Source organism: Methylomicrobium sp. Wu6 (assembly GCF_035916875.1).
Taxonomy (GTDB): Bacteria; Pseudomonadota; Gammaproteobacteria; order Methylococcales; family Methylomonadaceae; genus Methylomicrobium.
Map to the genome: position 1 here is coordinate 65,778 of NZ_JAXUHN010000084.1, position 18,272 is coordinate 84,049.

An 18,272-nucleotide genomic window follows, 5' to 3' on the forward strand; every position below is an offset into this window, starting at 1 on the left:
GTTCATATACAGTTAAGTTAGCCGGCGTAACGCTCGACCATCTTCTCGGCCTGTTCGGCAAACTTCTCCAGATCGCCTTTTTTGATCGTCTCGACCGGAATCACGAGCGCTGTGCTCAGGGTGATGTAGATATAAACATAGCGTTTGCCATATTCGACCCGAATCAGTTCCTGCCAGGCCATTTTGTTTTTGCCGCTCGGCGATTTTTCGAAAAGGTAAGCCGGATTGGCCGGGTCGATCGTCAACGTATACGTGCCGAACATTGCCTTTTTTTCCTGCGGTGTATACTGCTTCAGGATTTGCCTGCGCATGTCGTACAACATCACTCTCGGCGACAACAGCGCCCACAGTGCCGCGACCAGCCCGATATAGCCGGCCGACTTCGCATCGCCGTAATAGTAATAATAGAAGGTACCGACCAACACCATAATGCTCGGCACGATCCAGCGATTTTTGTTGAGTTGGTTTTGGACGTCTTTCGAATTCAGATATTGCGCTTCGTTGAAATTGACCAGATCTTCTTCTCTGAACTCGTATTCTATTTCCAGCATGTTTTTATTCTTGTTGAGGTTGGTAAAATCAGTGCAGTTTGATCGTCGCGTGCACGGTGCGTCTGAACAAATTGGACAAGGTCAGCATCGCGGTACGGAAATAACCGTGAATCGCGACCTGATGCATCTTATATAAAGACAGATACACGACCCGGGCAATAAAGCCGCCGACGCTGACCGAGCCCATCAAATTACCCATCAGATTGCCAACAGTCGTGTATTTGCCAAGCGACACCAGCGAACCGTAATCGTAATAAAAGAACTTGACCGGCGGCTTGCCGGACAGCCGGTTGCGAATGGTTTTATATAAGACGTCCGCTTGTTGGTGCGCGGCCTGAGCCCTGGGTGGAATATTGCCGCGACCGGGCCAGACGCAGGCTGCGCAGTCGCCCATCGCAAAGATCGACGGATCGCCGGTTTGCAGGGTTTCATCGACGACCAGCTGATTCAGATGGTTGGTCTCGAGTCCGTCCAGTTGTTTCAGCCAGTCGGGTCCCTTAATTCCTGCGGCCCATACCTTCAGGTCGGCCGGAATGATTTCACCGTCGTGCGTTTTGATATGCTCCTTGGTCACTTCGGTGACCCGACAGCCCAGCTTCAGATCGACACCGAGCTTGATCAGTTGCTGCTTTGTCGCTTCGGCCAGTTTATTCGGCAGCGCCGGCAGCAACTGCGGCGCGGCTTCGATGATCGTCAAGCGGACATTGCTGGATTCTCGGAGCCCATAGACCGCGAGCAGATTGGTCACTTCGTGCAACTGCGCGGCTAACTCCACCCCGGTCGCGCCAGCGCCGATGATCACGATCGACAAAGGCTTTCCATGGGCTCCGTCCTGACCCGAAAAAGTCTTGATATAAGTCTCTACCAATTGCTTCTGGAAGCGGAAAGCCTGCGAGGTCGTATCGAGAAATAGGCAATTCTCGGCAACGCCCTTGATATTGAACGAGTTACTGACACTGCCGACTGCCATCACCAGTGTGTCGTAACCGAAAGTCCGCCGCGGAATCAATTCCTCGCCGCTGTCGCTCAGCGTCGGACTCACGTAAATTTCCTTTTTTGCGCGGTTCAGTCCTTCCATTTTGCCGAGCCGGAAGCGGAAATGATTCCGATAGCCCTGCGCGAGATATTCGACCTGTTCCGACTCGTCCAGCGTACCGGCCGCGACCTCATGCAACAACGGTTTCCAGATATGCGTCGACGTAGCATCGAGCAGGATCACTTCGGCCTGCCCTTTCTTGCCGAGCTTGCGGCCCAGTTTAGTCGCGAGTTCCAATCCGGACGCGCCGCCGCCAACAATCACAATTTTGTGTTTGTCGTTATTCGTCTCTGCCATCATAGCCATTCCGATAAATTCTAACGTTGCCACATTATATCGGATCAAGCCCGCAAAGACTGATTTTATTGAATTACTAATTGTTCATTGTTTGCGTTGACTGTTTAGGTGCAGTAAAGTGCATCCTATCGGGATTAGTCAGGCGCCGGTTACTGTTTAAATGGGTTTAATAATCAATTTGACGATCGGATGCCTAACCATTAATAAACCCAGTTTACACAAAATTCATGGCACCCTCGGCTACTTTGGTCCGCCCGGCAACGTAGCCCCCAATCTCTCCCTGCGGAGTTTCGGGAATCGATGTTTCCCTAACCTGTAGCAGTTCAAATCTAAATCTATTCTGTCAGTTGCTGGATGACGTTTTCCGCCATCCAGTCAACATCGATCATCCGCTTTACTACCTACCCCTACCCATTCCACGCCCTACTCTGCCGCGACCGCTGCCGTCCGGCTGGGCCTGCTGCATAGTCCCCGGCTGGGATATTTCCGTTTGCTGTTGCTGTTGGATCGCTTGCTGTTGCCGTTCCATTTCTAACTGCTGCTGACGCGCCATTTCCTCCTGCTGTTGTCGCATTGCTCCTTGTTGCAATCGTTCCTGTTCAGCCTGTTGCTGCCGTTCCATCTGCAGTTGCTGTTGGCGAGCGGCTTCTTCCTGCTGAACGGTCTCTTCCTGCCGCATGCGTTCCTGTTCGGCCTGTTGCTGCTGTTCCATTTGCTGTTGCCGTTCACGCACGACTTCTTGCTGCTGTCGAATCGTTTCCGGTTCGGCTTGTTGCTGGCGTTCCGTTTCGAGTTGCTGTTGGCGCGCTGCTTCATCCTGATGACGGATCGTTTCTCGCTGCATGCGTTCCTGTTCGACCTGTTGTTGCTGCTCGATTTGCAATTGCCGCCGCTCCGCTTCGATCTGTTGTTGACGCGCCGCTTCGTCCTGGTGAAGAATCGTTTCCTGACGCATGCGTTCCTCTTCGGCGTGTTGCTGCTCTCGCGCGGTTTCTTCTTGCCGGCCAATTGCCTCCCGCTGCAAGCGCTCTTGTTCTACCTGCTGCTGTCGTTCCAACTGCAGTTGCTGCTGGTTTCCTTGTACGCCGGACTCCTGCCTCCGATTTCCCTGCCCCTGCCAGTCAAATAGCTCCCTCTTCAATTCTTGAGGTGTTCTTTGCGGCACATCTTCAATTGTCACAGGCAGTTCACGAACGCCTTCCTGGTCCTGGCGTCGCAATCGAGCCGAACCGGATTTTAACTGATCGCGCTGAGGAATCGCCTCATTCCGACCGGGCTCTGCCTGCAAATTTTCCTGCATGCCGGGCAAAGTCACAAAAGTTGGAGAAGTCTGTCGGGTTTCCGGCTGTATCGTCAACGGATTTTCCTCCTCCTGATCATCGAGCGGTTTAGGGCGCCCGGTTAAACGACCCGGCCGTCTGTATTCAAGGTTCTCGCCGGCTGAACTATTACGGTCGGACGACAATTGCCTGTTCACATTAATTTTCTCCGCCAATACTTTGTCGGACTCCACCTCATCGCGGATCGTCCCAATCGTCGGTTGATTATCAATAGGCCGATAAATCATGACTTCTTCGCGATTCTTTGGCCGGCGCCGTCTTGCATTGTCTTCACCGGCTTCCAACACGACCCTAGGTTCAACCGGCTTGAACGCAGATCCGGTCGCCCGTTCGATCTGCTGTAACGGCACACCCGGATTGACGATATTGTTATTGCTCAAAGTGAGCGGTTCGGCATAACGGGTTCTGTGCAAGATTTCGCGACTCATTTTAGGGGCAAGCCATTTGCGCGGGGTGTTACGGCGCGGAAAATCGTGCTCATGGGTAGTCACCCAGCAGTCCCAAAAGATGTAACGATCGAAGTCAAAATAATAATTCGCATAGCTGGCGGCATAAGGATTCCAAACGTATTGGATCGGCATCGGCGCCCAGGATACATAACCGTCGCCATAGCGCCAGACGACCCAAGCCGGCGCCCATACCGCGCCCGGCACCCAAATCCATCCGTACCAGTCATCCCACACCCAACGGCCATAATGGTCGGTCGCCCAGCCCCATACCCAATCCGATACCCACAGCCAGCCGTAGTCATTCGTATACGCCCAGTAACCATCCTGGTATGGGCGCCAATACTCCGGCACATTGCGCGGAAACCAGACTCTGCCGTAGATGCCGTGGCGCACCCACGTCCCATACGGCGCCAGCTTTAAATAAAAAATCTTGGCGGCATCGTTTCGGAGATGATTCGCCTCTGCAGGACGGGCGAGCGGTAAACCGAGCAGCAGCGCCAAAATTAGCGCTTTAAATAGCCATCCGAATGATAAATGACTGTACATAATTACCTACTCCTATACGCTTTTAGAGAGGGATTTGGGGGCCTTGTCAGACTTCGATCTTATTCATTCATAGCTGAATACGATATGAATGGAGCCCCCCCCCCAAAGGCGCCGTTGGTTTATTTTCAAAGCCGAATCCGAAGCCGCTTTATTTCGTCAATTGCCTAAACGACGTCAAAATATCCGGATGCGTATTGAGATAAGCCCCCCTGCTTGTCAAATAATCCTGATAAGCATCAGCCATATTTTCAGTTGTGATTCGCCCCCCCAAATCTCCCCGATTATGGCGATTATAAATCGCATCGAGAATCAAATTTCCAAATTCATAATTGAAATGGCCGGGATCCTGCCAAAAAACGGGGCTTGCCCGAGTGATCGGCTCGGCAGTAACATCGTTATAGCGGGTAAACTCCCAGAGTTCAGTTTTGCCGTCTTCCTGTTCGACCAGTGATGCAATCTCATCAAGCGCCGACCAATAGGCTTTGTATGTGCCGCAAACGGCTTCCAGTTCCAGCCAAAGCGCATGTTTCGGATAGACAAACAATGTCAATTCAATGCCTTTTTGTTTTGCGGTACGAATGATATGCCGCAAACCTTCCAGATCGATAGTGGAGTCGGCAACGGGCAAGTCTTTATCAAGCTTCACCAAAGCAGGCGCCATACTCTGAAAATCCGTTAAATCACAGCGGCTTTTCTTCAGGCGATCACCCAAAATTTGGTGGAACTGGGCTTCCACGCCAGGTAACCCACGAAAATAATAATACATGCCTTGGCGGGTGTAACTTGGCTTGTTCTGACGCTGTTTTTTGATCGTGTCTATCGAGGCTGATATAGCCTTCATGGATAACAATAGTTTGCTCTCGGAAAACTCGTCGACTTCGGGCAATCCGCCCTTGCAATCGACGCGCGGCATGGCACCGGGCCAAACTCCAATGATAATGCGCTTCACTTCGATCGTATTGACTGCATAATCGAAATAACACAAGACGCGCTCCCATTCGGCGCCAGCGATTCCAAAATTGTAGCCAACCAGTTTGCCTTGATCGGTAAATCCCGGATGGGTTGGGTCAAGACCGATTTCCGCGAACGAACTGCCGAGAATCAAGGCATCCGGTCGCTCTCGCGCAACGATCATCGGCTTCACATGCCGCTCGAAATGCCTCATTTCGGTTTTGAATTTATTTACCTCATCGATTTCGAAGTCGCGGTAATACCAGAAAGGGTCAACGATCCGATTAATCGCCGCGACAACAGAAAGCAGCAAACCGATACCGATCAGCAATAACAAGGTGAAGCGTTTCGACTGCATGTCAGAACTGGAAATAGATGAATTCGCTGATTTCATTCAGCGACAGAATAGCGAGCGTTGCGATAATCACGATAAGGCCTAACCAAACACAGGTGGGACGCCATTGCCACCAGGTTTCACGGCTTTCACTTTGTTCGAGCATACCCAAGGCGGGTTTATAGCGCTCCATTATTTGCTGAGTATTAGGCATTAACCAGACGATCAATAAACAAATTAGAATTCTGATCGGCTCTTTGCCTGCATTGAATGTATCGGTATCATGAAACTCGATGCCATACAGAGTCAAGCTTTCTCCAAGCTTACCGAAACCGTGAAGCCATTTGAGCGGAAGCACAACGCCATACTGCCCAACCATGCCTTCCAATAAGAGTAATGCCGCATTGATATTTTCGGCGCGAAAAAACACCCAGGCCACGACGACAGCGATAAAGGTCAATAACAATGAGAATTTGTCGTAGATGACTGAGGGAATGCAGGTCATCACCCATTGACGCAATATACTTTCTTGCCACTGATGATTGATCACCAAAAAGAGCCCATGCAGGCCGCCCCAAAGAATGAACGTCCAATTTGCTCCATGCCAGGCCCCGCCGAGCACCATCGTAATCAGCAGATTTTGATAACGTTTGAACGGACCACGTCGGTTTCCTCCGAGCGGAATATACAGATAATCACGCAGGAATCGGGATAAGGTCATATGCCAGCGTCGCCAGAATTCAATAATGCTGGCCGCTTTGTACGGCGAATTAAAATTCAGGGGCAGCCTGATACCGAATAATAGCGAAATGCCGATCGCCATATCTGAATAAGCGGAAAAATCGAAATAAAGCTGAAATGTGTAAGATAATGCTCCTCCCCAGGCGTCGAGCAAAGCCAAGGGCTTACCCTCCGCCGCAGCATCAAATACCGGCCGCGCAAAACTCGCGATCTTATCCGCAAGTAGCAGCTTTTTGAATAAGCCGATAAAAAAAATCGACAAACCAACCGCCAAATTTTCCCAATTGATCCTGTAAATGGCCGGCTTGGCAAATTGGGACATCATTTCATGATGATGCAGCACCGGCCCTGCGATTAAGTGCGGAAAATAGGTTACAAACAACGCATAATGCAACGGACGAAATTCTTTCGCGAGACCTTGATAAGCATCGGCTAGAAAAGCCAGTTGAGTGAAGGTGAAAAACGAAATTCCGAGAGGCAGTACAATCTCGGGTATCGGAATAGGTTTCTCGATGAAATAATTTAGATTGCCAACTAAAAAACCCAGATATTTATAGTACCCCAGCAAACAGAGATTAGCCGCGATTCCGAATATAAAAATAGTTTTGGCCCATGAGGCGGATTTGTGTCTGATGAGAGCAATGCTTTTGCCTACTTGAAAATTAAATCCGATCGAAAGCAGCAATAGCAAAAGATAATTCGGATTCCACCAACCATAAAAAGTTAAAGACGCCAGGGTTAGCCAGGTTGCGGCTAAATAATGGCTGCGTCTTGCGATCACAAAAAACAAAATCAATGTAATCGGCAGAAAGGCAAAAATAAAGGTAAAGGAATTGAAAAGCAATCTGAGAGGCCTCTTCAAGAAAAATCAGGACAGACTAAACCCGTTAGGTGGTCAGGGAAATGGCCTTAGCGCTTTCGATACCTAAACACCTTATCTTTTCAAGCGCATAGGCTTTTAATGCCGACAAAATGGCGGGCTCGGCATTCGCCTCTTTGTTTAATTCCTTGAGACGGGCAAAATATTGATCAAACGTAATACCGGCGCCGGGCTTGCGTCCACTCAGCCTATCGATACAGAACTGTCGCCAACGCTCCCGCTCTTCGGAATTCAACGACTCCGGGTAATTTCTCGCGCGGTAACGGAACAACATTTCCGGCAGGCGAGGATCGGAAAAGGTCAACGTCGATACCGCCAGTTGTTCTGGGGTCATCGAACGGATGCGGGTCATTTTGCGCTTGTCTTCATCCGAAAAAAATCCGCCTTGATATATCATAAGATCTGGGTCCGATTCGGTTTCGAAGCCAAGAGGCGCGTTGAATACTTGCGCAATTTTCTCTGCGAGACCTTTAGCCGCTTTGATTTTGGCGATATTTGCGTTGCAAGAAGACATGTCGATCGCCAAACGTTCGGCGTCTTGTGAACGAATCACCGAAATCGGCGCCAGTACCGGGCATTTATTCAGATGAACGGTTTTAAGCGGAATTCTTGTGGCGCCTTCGGGCAAATCCTCGGTCGCGGTAAAAATGCGTTGGCGGATTTCCTCGGCTGACAGTTCGAGCATGGGCCCGGGATCGACTGACAAATCATAGACAATCACGCCGTTGTTGTTGGTCGGATGCCAGGAAACAGGCAGCACGATCGCCAAGCAATGCCGACTTGATGGGTATTTTCCCGAAACATGCACCACTGGTTCAAAACTGCCGATTTGGAGCAGTTTCAGCGCTTCGGTTTTGACACGGTGCTGAACCAGAAATTGGTAGAGCTTCGGCTGTGCCCGCTGGATCAATTGCGCGAGCGCGATCGTCGCGTGCACATCGGACAAAGCATCATGCGCGGCCTCATGCACGAGTCCATTAGCCACGGTCAATCGATCGAGTCGGATCGTCGGCGTTCCGTCATCATTGACCGGCCAGAAAATCCCATCAGGGCGCAGCGCGCGCGCCACCCTGACCACGTCGATCAAATCCCATCGGCTATTGCCGTGTTGCCATTCTCGTGCATAAGGATCGTAAAGATTACGATAAAGGCAATTGCGCGTGACTTCGTCGTCGAAACGCAGGCTGTTGTAGCCGAGCGTACAGGTATTAGGCCGCGCTATTTCTTGGTGAATCCGGCGAATGAACTCGGCTTCGCAAATGCCTTTTTGTTCGGCTCGCTGCGGAGTGATGCCGGTAATCAGGCAAGCATCGGGATGCGGCAAGCTATCGTCCGCAGGCTTGAGATAGACGACCAACGGATCGTCAATTGAACTGAACCGCGCGTCGGTACGGACGCCCGCGAACTGCACGGGGCGATCCCGGCGCGGGTCCGTACCGAACGTCTCGTAGTCGTGCCAATAGAATGAAGACTCCGTCACTACCTATGAATCAGTTATTAAGCAGTAGCGAACGCTCTTAACAAATCGACCCGGCTGATGATGCCGACCATCTGGTGGCCTTCGAAAACAGGAAAACTTCTGACCGGCAAATTCTGGAATTTTTCAGCCAGATCAACGATGCTGGAATTGGCTTGCACAGTGATTGGATTTTTGGTCATGTAATCTCCGACCTTCCCGCTCATTCCCTGATTATAAACGCTATCGAGGAAAACCTTCATGCCATCCATTTCGGAAAACATGCCGAGCAAATGACCTTGGTCATCGACGACTGGCGCAGAGGTGATCTTGTGTTCGAGCATGATCTTTATAGCGTCGATAACGCTGAGATCCTGTGTCAACTTGACCAAGTGTTTGGTCATGTAGTCGGCTATTGCTATTTTGGTCAGCATAACAAACTCCTTGCTTTTAGAATTTTTATTAATCGGCCTATGACCAGCATTCCCGGCTTTAAACCGCGGCCAAGGCTATTGGATCGACGCCTGCTCGGCTTCGAATTTTTTTCTTTTATCGCATTTTTCGACACAAACGCACGAACCCGAATTCAATCCGCCGCAAGAGCCCTTGATCGCACGGCGACCGAACATCACACCGACCGCCATCAAAATGACCACCGCAAGCATGATCGCAAATGTCACTATAAAATAAGTCATACAAAACTCTCTAAAAAATCAATGAATCCAGACTTCAGGAGAAGATCAAAATCAAGTCTGATGAATAAATGATACCGCTTACTGAAATTTACCGCCAATAAAATGAGGCGTTCAAACAAATGACCGGCCACACAACTAAAAGTTTAGTCTGCCGCCAATTTTTTCATGCCTTATTAGCCGAGGATGGCGCGTCATTTTTAACGACTCTATTTAAAATCCTTCATTTCAATCAACAGACCCTTTTCAAAAAGGAGCAATTATTTGATCCGGTTTCTGCCGAAATTATAAATCCACTCTTCGACCTGGATTTCTTCGTACTGTTGAATGACGAGTGTGCGGTGGAGATGACGCATACCGCAACGCACCCTGAAGATGCTGAACGCAGCGCCTGCGTGCAACAAAAGAACCAGCAAAATCAGGTTTCTAAAGTCAAAAACCTTCTATTTTCAGGACAGGATTGTTTTGAAGGAAGAGCCAACGAGCCATGAACATAACGGCTACAACTCCCAAATGAGGGTTACCGAGGAGCGGTTGGCGTTAATCAATAAAGCCCAACCGTTCGGAAAGACAGTAAAAACGGCAAAGCCCTCCTTCGCAAAAATAACTTTACGAAAGAGGGCCGGCAGGTGGCTTTTAGCCGCCGAAGTCGTCAAGCATGATATTCTCTGGCTCAACGCCGTTGTCGAGCAACATCTTGATCACCGCGGAGTTCATCATCGGCGGACCGCACATGTAAAACTCGCAGTCTTCCGGTGCCGGATGATTTTTCAGATAGTTTTCATACAACACGTTATGAATGAAGCCGGTATAGCCGGTCCAGTTGTCTTCCGGCAGCGGATCGGACAAGGCGACGTGCCAGGTGAAGTTCGGATTTTCCTTCGCCAGCATGTCGAAATCCTCGACATAGAACATTTCGCGCTTGCTGCGCGCGCCATACCAGAAGGTCATCTTGCGCTTGGATTTAATCCGGCGCAATTGGTCGAAAATATGCGAACGCATCGGTGCCATACCCGCGCCGCCGCCAACGAAGACCATTTCGGCGTCGGTCTCTTTCGCGAAGAATTCGCCGTAAGGACCCGAAATGATGCATTTGTCACCCGGTTTCAGACTGAAGATATAAGAAGACATCTTGCCCGGCGGTACGCTTTCATCCGCTCTTGGCGGAGGTGTAGCAATACGCACGTTCAGCATGATTTCCTTTTCTTCCGGATAACTCGCCATCGAATACGCGCGCAAAACCGGTTCCTTTACATCGGAAACATAGCGCCATAGATTGTATTTGTCCCAATCTTCGTGGAAGCGCTCTTCGATCTTGTAGTCTTTATAGTTGACCACATGCGGCGGACACTCGATCTGGATATAACCGCCGGCGCGATAGTTGATGGCCTCGCCAGGGGGCAATTCGAGCACCAGTTCCTTGATGAAGGTCGCGACGTTGTTGTTCGACTTGACCGTGCATTCCCACTTCTTGACGCCAAAGACCGAATCCTCGACTTCGATGTCCATGTCGTGCTTGACGCTGACCTGGCAGGAAAGACGTTCGCCGCAGGCCGCTTCGCGCTTGGTGATGTGGGTCAATTCGGTCGGCAGGATTTCACCGCCGCCGGATTTGACCTTGACCTTACACTGACCGCAGGTGCCGCCGCCGCCGCAGGCCGAGGATACGAACAAGCCGTTGTCGGCCAGCGCGGTCAGTAATTTTGCACCGACCGGCACATGAATTTTCTTTTCGTCATTGATCAGGATCTCGACGTCGCCCTCGGCCACGAGCTTTTTCTTCGCGCCGATAATCACGAATACGAGCGCAATCACCAGCGCCGTAAAGATGAATATCCCTAATAAAATATCCAGCATTAGATTACCCTTACAGTTGGATTCCGGAGAAAGCCATGAAGCCGAGAGACATCAGACCCGCAGTAATGAAAGTGATGCCGAGGCCTTGCAGACCGACGGGAATATCACTGTATTTGAGTTTTTCGCGCACGCCAGCCATGACCGTGATCGCCAGCGCCCAACCGAGGCCGCTGCCGACCCCGTAGGTCACGCTTTCGCCGAAGTTATAGTCGCGTTCGATCATGAACAAACTGCCGCCCAGAATCGCGCAGTTGACCGTGATCAACGGCAAAAACACACCCAACGCATGGTAGAGGGCCGGGAAAAACTTATCCAGAATCATTTCGAGAATCTGTACCAATGCAGCAATCATGCCGATACAGCTCAACAATGCCAAAAAGCTCAGATCGACACCTTCGATGCCGATCGCGGCCAGCGCATTTTCCTTCAATACCGCATGATAAACCAGGTTGTTGGCCGGCACGGTAATCGCCTGCACGATCATCACCGCGATGCCAAGACCCATCGCGGTCGAAATTTTCTTCGACACCGCGATGAAGGTGCACATGCCCAAGAAGAAGGACAGCGCCAGGTTTTCAATGAAAACCGATTTGATGAATAAACTGATATACGCTTCCATTAGTGGTGCCCTCCCTCACCGTGAGCAATCGACATGATTTTGAAATCAACCGTTTCACGCTGGTTCGGCTTCCATTGACGCACACCCCAGATGATCAGGCCGATGATGAAAAACGCACTCGGCGGCAACAACATCAGACCGTTCGGATCGTACCAGCCGCCGTCTTTGGTCAGCTTCAGGATTTCGATGCCGAGCAGTTTGCCGGAACCCAGAATTTCCCGGAAGAACGCGACGGTGACCAGGATCAGGCTGTAGCCCAAACCGTTGCCGATACCGTCCCAGAAACTTTCGAGCGGCGGATTCTTCATCGCATAGCCTTCGGCGCGGCCCATCACGATACAGTTCGTGATGATCAGACCGACGAAAACCGACAACTGTTTGCTGACATCAAACGCAAACGCTTTCAACAACTGGTCGACCACGATAACGAGCGATGCAATGATCGTCATCTGCACGATGATCCGGATGCTGCTCGGGATATGGTTGCGGATCGCACTGATCGCCGCGCTCGAAAACGCGGTAACCAGGGTCAACGCCAGCGCCATGATCAGCGAGGTCGACATTTTCGAGGTGACCGCCAGCGCCGAACAAATCCCGAGCACCTGCAAGGTGATCGGATTGTTTTCGACCAGCGGCGTGGTCAAAACCTTTTGGGTTTCGGGATTATTGAGTCCCGCTTTATCTAATATTGCACTCATGATTTAGCCCCTTGATTCGCTCTAACTTTGCTCAGATACTTCGAAAAGCCTTCGGTGCTCATCCAGTATCTGATCAGATTGGTCACACCGGTACTGGTCAGCGTCGCGCCCGCCAGACCATCAACCTGATATTCGGAACCCGGTTTGCTGGTATCGACGGTGCCTTTGATCAGGCTCAGCGCAGGTTCACCCACATCGGCTTCGGCGATCAGACCTTTTTCCTGAGAAGGCTGATCGGTCACTGCATAGACTTTCTTGCCTTTCCACAGCGCGCGCCAGTTAGGGTTCACGACTTCACCGCCGAGGCCCGGAGTTTCCGCTTGGTCATAAAAGTTGATGCTTTGTACCGTTTGGCCGTCCGGATCGAGCGACAAAAAGCCGTACAGGGTTGACCACAGACCGTAGCCGCTGACCGGCAAAATGACTGATTTCAGCGCGCCGCCTTCCTTGACCAGGAAGACTTTGGCCAGTTTCGCCTTCACGCGGATATGCGCAATATCTTTATCCTTAGGGATCGCGACGCTTTGCGCAGGGTCTTTCGCCGCCTTGCGTTGGTCATAAGCATTCGCGTCGATGTTTTCGATATAATCGCCGGTTTCCAAATCGACGACTTTCGCCTCGATCTTGTCCGCGAACGCCTTGTCGATATCCATGCCTTCTTCCAGCAAGCCGGCGACGTCGAGGATGTTTTTCTTCATGTCCAGATCTTTGTTATAGATCTGTAACGGTTTCAACGCGACGGCCGAGAATGACACCAGGATCGCGCAGATGAAGCACAATGACAGCGCGATCGCGACAGTCTTTTCGAGACTATCGTTACCCATCGCCAGGACTTTGTCTTTGTAGATGATAAATTTACGGTACTGCTCGTATTCGTTCAGCTTGTTGCAAACCTTTTCCAGATGTTTGCATGGCTTTTGTTGATTAGGCATGGCGTTTGATCCTTCTTCTGATATTGGCCTGAATTACGAAATAGTCGATCGTCGGCGCAAACATGTTCGAGAACAGAATCGCCAGCATGATGCCTTCCGGGAAGGCCGGATTGACTACCCGTATCAAGACGGTCATGATGCCGACCAGGGCGCCGAAAATCCAGCGTCCGGCATCGGTCATCGCGGCCGAAACCGGATCGGTCGCCATATAGACCATTCCGAAAGCGAAGCCGCCCGCGGTCAAATGCCAGTACCAAGGGAAAGCGAACATCGGGTTCGTGTCGCTGCCGATCACGTTGCACAAGACCGAAGTTGCGACCATGCCCAGGAATACGCCGGCCATGATACGGTACGACGCTACGCGGGTATAAAGCAGGAATGCCGCGCCGATCAGGATCGCCAGGGTCGATGTTTCGCCGAGGCAGCCCGGCTCGAAGCCGAAGAAGGATTGCATCCAGGAATAACCTGCCGCATGCACCGCATCGAGGCCGCCGTTCGCTGCCAGACCCAGCGGAGTCGCCGCGGTATAACCGTCGACCGCGACCCAGACCGAGTCGCCGGAGATCGAAGCCGGATACGCGAAATACAGGAACGCACGGCCGGTCAATGCCGGGTTCAGGAAGTTTTTACCGGTACCGCCGAAGACTTCCTTGCCGATCACGATACCGAACGAAATGCCGAGCGCGACTTGCCACAACGGCATGTCGGGCGGCATGATCAGGGTATATAGCATCGAGGAAACCAGGAAGCCTTCGTTGACTTCATGGCCGCGCACGGTCGCGAACAGGACTTCCCAGACGCCGCCGACCGCCAGGGTCACGATATAGATCGGGAAGAAATACAGCGCGCCGTGAACCAAGTTGGACAGCGGATTCATCGTGTTGTAGCCGAACAGGCCCATGATCACGCCGCGCCAGCCGTCAGTACCGTCACGGCCCAAGGCCTGGATGGCGTGGTTTGCCTGATAGCCGGTGTTGTACAACGCCATCAGGATACAGAAAGCGGTCGCGATAACCACGAAGGTCATCGTACGTTTCAAGTCGTTGCCATCGCGAACGTGGGTTGTACCGCGTGTTACCGTAGGCGGTGTATAGATGAAAGTATCGACCATCTCGTAGAGGCCGTAATACTTTTCAAACCTGCCGCCTTTGGCAAAATGCGGCTCTAACTTGTCTAAATAATCTCTCGCCGACATTATCCTTCCTTCTCAATTTTAGTTAAATTCGCTCTCAGTACCGGGCCGAAATCATGCTTGCCGGGATCGACAAAGGTCATCAGCGCCAGGTCTTCTTCATCGAGCTCCAGACAACCGAGCAACTGGGCATTATCGCTGTCGCCGACGATCAGGGACTTCAGCAGCGGGGTCGCCAGAATATCCAATGGCATTACGGTCTCGTAAACGCCGACCGGCACGATCGCGCGGTCACTGCCGTTTCTATTGGTCGTGAACGGAAACAGACGGCCCGATTTCCGATCTTGACGGCTATTGATATACACATCCAGCGCCGAATATTTGTCCTTGCCGGGCACGATCCAGCCGAACAGTTCGCGGGCGCGACCTTCCTGCAACACGGAAATCTGATTGTGGTAGCAGCCCAGGTAGGCAGCCCAATCGGACGCCTGATGGCCGAACAGCACTGAACCGGAAACGATCCGGTTTTCGACATCGTCGAGTTCACCCTTGACCAGATCGTCGGTGCTTGCGCCGACACGGGTACGGATCAGTCGTGGATTCTTGACAGTAGGACCGGCCAACGAAATGACCTTTTCGACATTCAATTTACCGGTCGTGAATAATGCGCCGATCGAAATCACCGCCTGGTAATCCAGATGCCAGACGACCTTGTCCGCATTGACCGGGTCGATGAAATGGATATGCGTGCTTGGAAGACCCGCTGGATGCGGGCCGGAAAACTCGGCAACCTGGACCGAAGGCGTATCGCCGACCGCAATGTCCGCACCTGCCGCCTTGCACACATAGACTTTGCCGTCCGTCAACCGGGCAATCACTGCCAGACCGTTCACAAAATCATTGCTGCGCGCCTTGATGATGATGGCAGGATCGGCCGCTAGCGGACTGGTATCGATCGCAGTTACAAAAACCGAACGCGGTTTCTGGTCGACGGACGGAATCTTGCCATAAGGACGGGTGCGCAGCGAAGTCCACAAACCGGACTGCAACAAGTTTTGTTTGACCTGCTCTTCGGTCAGGCCCGCCAGATCGGCTTCCTTATGCTGGGCGAATGCGACCTGTTCATCACCAGCCAACTCGATCACGACAGACTGCAACGCACGCCTGTCTCCGCGGTTGATCGCCTTGATCTTGCCTGCGCCCGGCGCGGTAAAGTTGACGCCCGGATTCTTCTTATCGGTAAAGATAATCTGTCCGAGTTTGACGGTATCGCCTTCGTTGACCAACATGGTCGGTTTCATTCCGATATAGTCGGTACCCAGAACGGCAACGGTTTTGACCGCGTTACCCTTCTCAATCGCCTGTTTGGGGCCGCCGGTAATCGGCAAATCCAAACCTTTCTTTATTGTAAATTGCATAGTTGAAACCTACTCTCCAAGCAAGCAGCCGCGAAATCGTCCTCTCATTCCGACCTCAATCAAATACAAGAGACACTTTGGTAAAAATCACTTCATTACATCATAAAACCATATTTTTCTCAACCCGGGAAACACCAAGAAACCCTTGATTTGAGTGGGTTTATTTGCAAAAAAACCGGTTAACGCATTGATTCGTAAAGACTGGCGTTTTAAATCAACAAGCCTGTCGCTGCAATTCAAATGCCGCCCCAATCTATCGACCCGAACGTATTCAGTTAACAAGCCTGCATTGTTGTTGTAACATAGGCAGAAGAAGCTTCAATGTTGCGCCTTCATTCGGCTGGAAGATGCAGCGCCCTACGTATCAATACGGAGAACCAAATGGCCGTCACCGGCGATGAATTCAAACAAGCGTTGCAACTGTGGGCGAGCGGTGTCGCCGTCGTCGCGACCCATTCCGAAAAGTTCGGCAATCAAGGCATGACCGTGACGGCATTTTCGAGCGTCTCGATGACTCCTCCGCAAGTTTTGGTCTGTATCAATGAATCGGCCGACACCGGCGAAGGCATCAAGGGAAGCGAGCGCTTTTCGGTGAATGTGTTGAGCGATCAGCAGCAGGACGTTTCGAATCACTTTGCCGGCGGTCTGAGCCAACTGGAACGCTTCGAAAAAACTGACTGGACCCCCGGCATCCAAGGCGTTCCGCTACTGAATGACAGCATTATGTCGCTTGATTGCCGGGTCGTCGAAAAGGTGCATGCAGGCACGCACTGGATCATTATCGGCGAAGTCGAAAAAGCGGTCTGCCGAACCGGTGCCCCCCTGTTATACTTCCGTGGCCAGTATCGAAAACTTGCTGAATGATGCCTCGTTCGCAAAAAAGTGCCATTTCTTCAAATCCAAACACGCGCAAATTTCTCGGCCCGTCATCGTTAGCATGGCTTTCGTGAAGCCTTCCGAAGCGCCGCCCGCCAAGTGGTCGAATCACACCACGCCGGAAACACAGGGACGTTCGACGCCGCCATTCACGGCAATGATTCCGGCTCCAGAGAACAGTTGCTGACTATCAGTGCGATTGGCATAAGCTTCATACACAGCCCGGCGTTCCGGGCGACATATTGGTAGCGAAGGCTCTGCCATAATCCTTCCACAATCAAGTTCTATCGGAGTCGGTTCCGCCATGAACTCCGGCAGCCGTTGCGTGCCGCCTCATTTCATACCAACATGACTCGGTTCAAGCTAAACATTTGAAGCTCGAAAAAAATCAGCTACCGGGTTGATCGTCTTTTTCCCACGCATTCCTTACGCTATAAGGAGTTTTTCATGACCGACCAACTTGATCTTCTGATCAATAAAATCAAAGACCTCGAAAACGAACTGCTCGAGGAACTGCAAAAACAGCAGGAGGAATTCTCCTACGAAATCCAGCAACGCCGCATCCATTTCGAAGAATCCATCATCCAACGACATAAACGGCTGACCAAAGAACTCGTCAAATTTCTGCAAGATTCTCCATGGCTAAATATCCTCAGCGCGCCGATTATCTGGTCATGCCTGTTACCCGCGCTGCTGATGGATATGGTCGTAACTCTCTATCAAGCCATCTGCTTTCCGATTTACGGCATCCCGAAGGCCAAGCGAGAACACTATATTGTCTTCGACACGCAGTATTTGAATTATCTGAACCTGATTGAAAAACTCAACTGCGCCTATTGCAGTTACTTTAACGGACTAATTGCCTACATCCAGGAAATTGCCGCGCGCACCGAGCAATACTGGTGCCCGATCAAGCATGCCCGGCGCATCGGCACCCTGCACAGCCGGTATCAGAAATTCTTCAATTACGGAGACGGCGAAAACTACCGGGCGCAAATCGAGTTGGTCAGAAGGGATTTCAAGGATTTGGAATAAATTTATTACTTGAGGAGTAAGACAGGTTAACGATGTCGAAACTTCCGGCGACTGTATTGAAATGGAGCTCTCTTCTCCCCGCGGAAGCGAAATTTGATTCTCAATGCTCGAGCGGCATGCGGACAGTGAAACCGGCCTTCAATGCGGAGGTGCCGTGATCCGCACGGAACGCTATAATGGCGACTGGCGGATTGCAGTCGCCTTCGAAGCGATCGGTTTTAATGTTTGACTCTGGCAAATAAAACACGCGCATCGGATCCACCCCAACCATCCCCGCCCGAAATAGTCCGGGAGTAGGTTTTATTGTGGGCGATTCTGTTGCCTTGAATTTCGATGATGGCTTCAGTCATGACGGCTCGCTCAGCGCAACCGAAGCACTGGTTTTTTCAGTAAATCGTTGAATGATAAAAACGCCGACTTATCTTTTGTGTA

19 protein-coding genes are annotated in these 18,272 nt (G+C 51.4%); 3 read left to right on the forward strand and 16 right to left on the reverse strand.

The features are described 5' to 3' along the window. Window positions 1–17: 17 nt before the first annotated feature. From U2W12_RS13105 to U2W12_RS13175, 15 genes are all read right to left on the reverse strand, one after another. A complete protein-coding gene (locus U2W12_RS13105) occupies window positions 18–551 on the reverse strand; it encodes a YcxB family protein (protein WP_326501134.1) in 534 nt (177 codons plus the stop codon). Window positions 552–579: 28 nt separating this feature from the next. Continuing rightward, window positions 580–1,884, reverse strand: coding sequence for an NAD(P)/FAD-dependent oxidoreductase (locus U2W12_RS13110; protein ID WP_326501135.1), 1,305 nt, complete (start codon window positions 1,882–1,884; stop codon window positions 580–582). 397 nt (window positions 1,885–2,281) lie between these two features. Continuing rightward, the gene (locus U2W12_RS13115) at window positions 2,282–4,219 is read right to left on the reverse strand and encodes a DUF6600 domain-containing protein (RefSeq protein WP_326501136.1); all 1,938 of its coding nucleotides are present in this window, start codon (window positions 4,217–4,219) and stop codon (window positions 2,282–2,284) included. 148 nt (window positions 4,220–4,367) lie between these two features. Next, complete coding sequence (locus tag U2W12_RS13120; RefSeq protein WP_326501137.1) at window positions 4,368–5,528, reverse strand: hypothetical protein; 1,161 nt, start codon at window positions 5,526–5,528, stop codon at window positions 4,368–4,370. Between the two features lies 1 nt (window position 5,529). After that, on the reverse strand, window positions 5,530–6,813 hold the full coding sequence (locus U2W12_RS13125; protein ID WP_326501138.1) for an MBOAT family O-acyltransferase: 1,284 nt from the start codon (window positions 6,811–6,813) through the stop codon (window positions 5,530–5,532). A 319-nt stretch (window positions 6,814–7,132) separates the two neighbouring features. Beyond that, on the reverse strand, window positions 7,133–8,605 hold the full coding sequence (sbcB, locus tag U2W12_RS13130) for an exodeoxyribonuclease I (protein ID WP_326501139.1): 1,473 nt from the start codon (window positions 8,603–8,605) through the stop codon (window positions 7,133–7,135). A gap of 17 nt (window positions 8,606–8,622) precedes the next feature. Next, on the reverse strand, window positions 8,623–9,015 hold the full coding sequence (locus tag U2W12_RS13135) for a CBS domain-containing protein (RefSeq protein WP_326501140.1): 393 nt from the start codon (window positions 9,013–9,015) through the stop codon (window positions 8,623–8,625). Between the two features lie 75 nt (window positions 9,016–9,090). Then, window positions 9,091–9,276 carry a (Na+)-NQR maturation NqrM gene (gene nqrM, locus U2W12_RS13140; RefSeq protein ID WP_326501141.1) on the reverse strand — a complete coding sequence of 62 codons (186 nt, stop codon included), beginning with the start codon at window positions 9,274–9,276 and terminating at the stop codon, window positions 9,091–9,093. Window positions 9,277–9,533: 257 nt separating this feature from the next. Further along, window positions 9,534–9,629, reverse strand: coding sequence for a DUF2845 domain-containing protein (locus U2W12_RS19620; protein WP_348529891.1), 96 nt, complete (start codon window positions 9,627–9,629; stop codon window positions 9,534–9,536). A 280-nt stretch (window positions 9,630–9,909) separates the two neighbouring features. Next, window positions 9,910–11,130: an NADH:ubiquinone reductase (Na(+)-transporting) subunit F gene (gene nqrF, locus U2W12_RS13150; protein ID WP_326501143.1), complete on the reverse strand. Its 1,221-nt coding sequence runs from the start codon at window positions 11,128–11,130 to the stop codon at window positions 9,910–9,912. A 10-nt stretch (window positions 11,131–11,140) separates the two neighbouring features. Then, the gene (gene nqrE, locus U2W12_RS13155) at window positions 11,141–11,749 is read right to left on the reverse strand and encodes an NADH:ubiquinone reductase (Na(+)-transporting) subunit E (protein WP_326501144.1); all 609 of its coding nucleotides are present in this window, start codon (window positions 11,747–11,749) and stop codon (window positions 11,141–11,143) included. Then, complete coding sequence (locus U2W12_RS13160) at window positions 11,749–12,447, reverse strand: NADH:ubiquinone reductase (Na(+)-transporting) subunit D (RefSeq protein ID WP_326501145.1); 699 nt, start codon at window positions 12,445–12,447, stop codon at window positions 11,749–11,751. Before U2W12_RS13160 ends, nqrE begins: the two co-directional genes overlap by 1 nt. Then, a complete protein-coding gene (locus tag U2W12_RS13165; RefSeq protein WP_326501146.1) occupies window positions 12,444–13,379 on the reverse strand; it encodes a Na(+)-translocating NADH-quinone reductase subunit C in 936 nt (311 codons plus the stop codon). The genes U2W12_RS13160 and U2W12_RS13165 overlap by 4 nt, the downstream gene beginning before the upstream one ends. Continuing rightward, window positions 13,372–14,574, reverse strand: a complete 1,203-nt coding sequence (locus tag U2W12_RS13170) for an NADH:ubiquinone reductase (Na(+)-transporting) subunit B (protein WP_326501147.1) — start codon at window positions 14,572–14,574, stop codon at window positions 13,372–13,374. Before U2W12_RS13170 ends, U2W12_RS13165 begins: the two co-directional genes overlap by 8 nt. Then, on the reverse strand, window positions 14,574–15,929 hold the full coding sequence (locus U2W12_RS13175) for a Na(+)-translocating NADH-quinone reductase subunit A (RefSeq protein ID WP_326501148.1): 1,356 nt from the start codon (window positions 15,927–15,929) through the stop codon (window positions 14,574–14,576). The genes U2W12_RS13170 and U2W12_RS13175 overlap by 1 nt, the downstream gene beginning before the upstream one ends. A gap of 381 nt (window positions 15,930–16,310) precedes the next feature. On the opposite strand from U2W12_RS13175, the gene U2W12_RS13180 reads away from it, so the two are divergent. The 3 genes from U2W12_RS13180 to U2W12_RS13190 all read left to right on the forward strand — a co-directional run bounded on the left by U2W12_RS13180 (window position 16,311) and on the right by U2W12_RS13190 (window position 18,069). Beyond that, window positions 16,311–16,793, forward strand: a complete 483-nt coding sequence (locus U2W12_RS13180; protein WP_326501149.1) for a flavin reductase family protein — start codon at window positions 16,311–16,313, stop codon at window positions 16,791–16,793. A 459-nt stretch (window positions 16,794–17,252) separates the two neighbouring features. Beyond that, on the forward strand, window positions 17,253–17,840 hold the full coding sequence (locus tag U2W12_RS13185; RefSeq protein WP_326501150.1) for a hypothetical protein: 588 nt from the start codon (window positions 17,253–17,255) through the stop codon (window positions 17,838–17,840). Window positions 17,841–17,943: 103 nt separating this feature from the next. After that, complete coding sequence (locus U2W12_RS13190; RefSeq protein ID WP_326501151.1) at window positions 17,944–18,069, forward strand: hypothetical protein; 126 nt, start codon at window positions 17,944–17,946, stop codon at window positions 18,067–18,069. Here the strand turns inward: U2W12_RS13190 and U2W12_RS13195 are convergent. Beyond that, entirely contained in the window at window positions 18,059–18,190 is a 132-nt protein-coding gene (locus U2W12_RS13195; protein ID WP_326501152.1) for a hypothetical protein, read from the reverse strand. The genes U2W12_RS13190 and U2W12_RS13195 overlap by 11 nt on opposite strands. Between the last annotated feature and the right edge of the window lie 82 nt (window positions 18,191–18,272).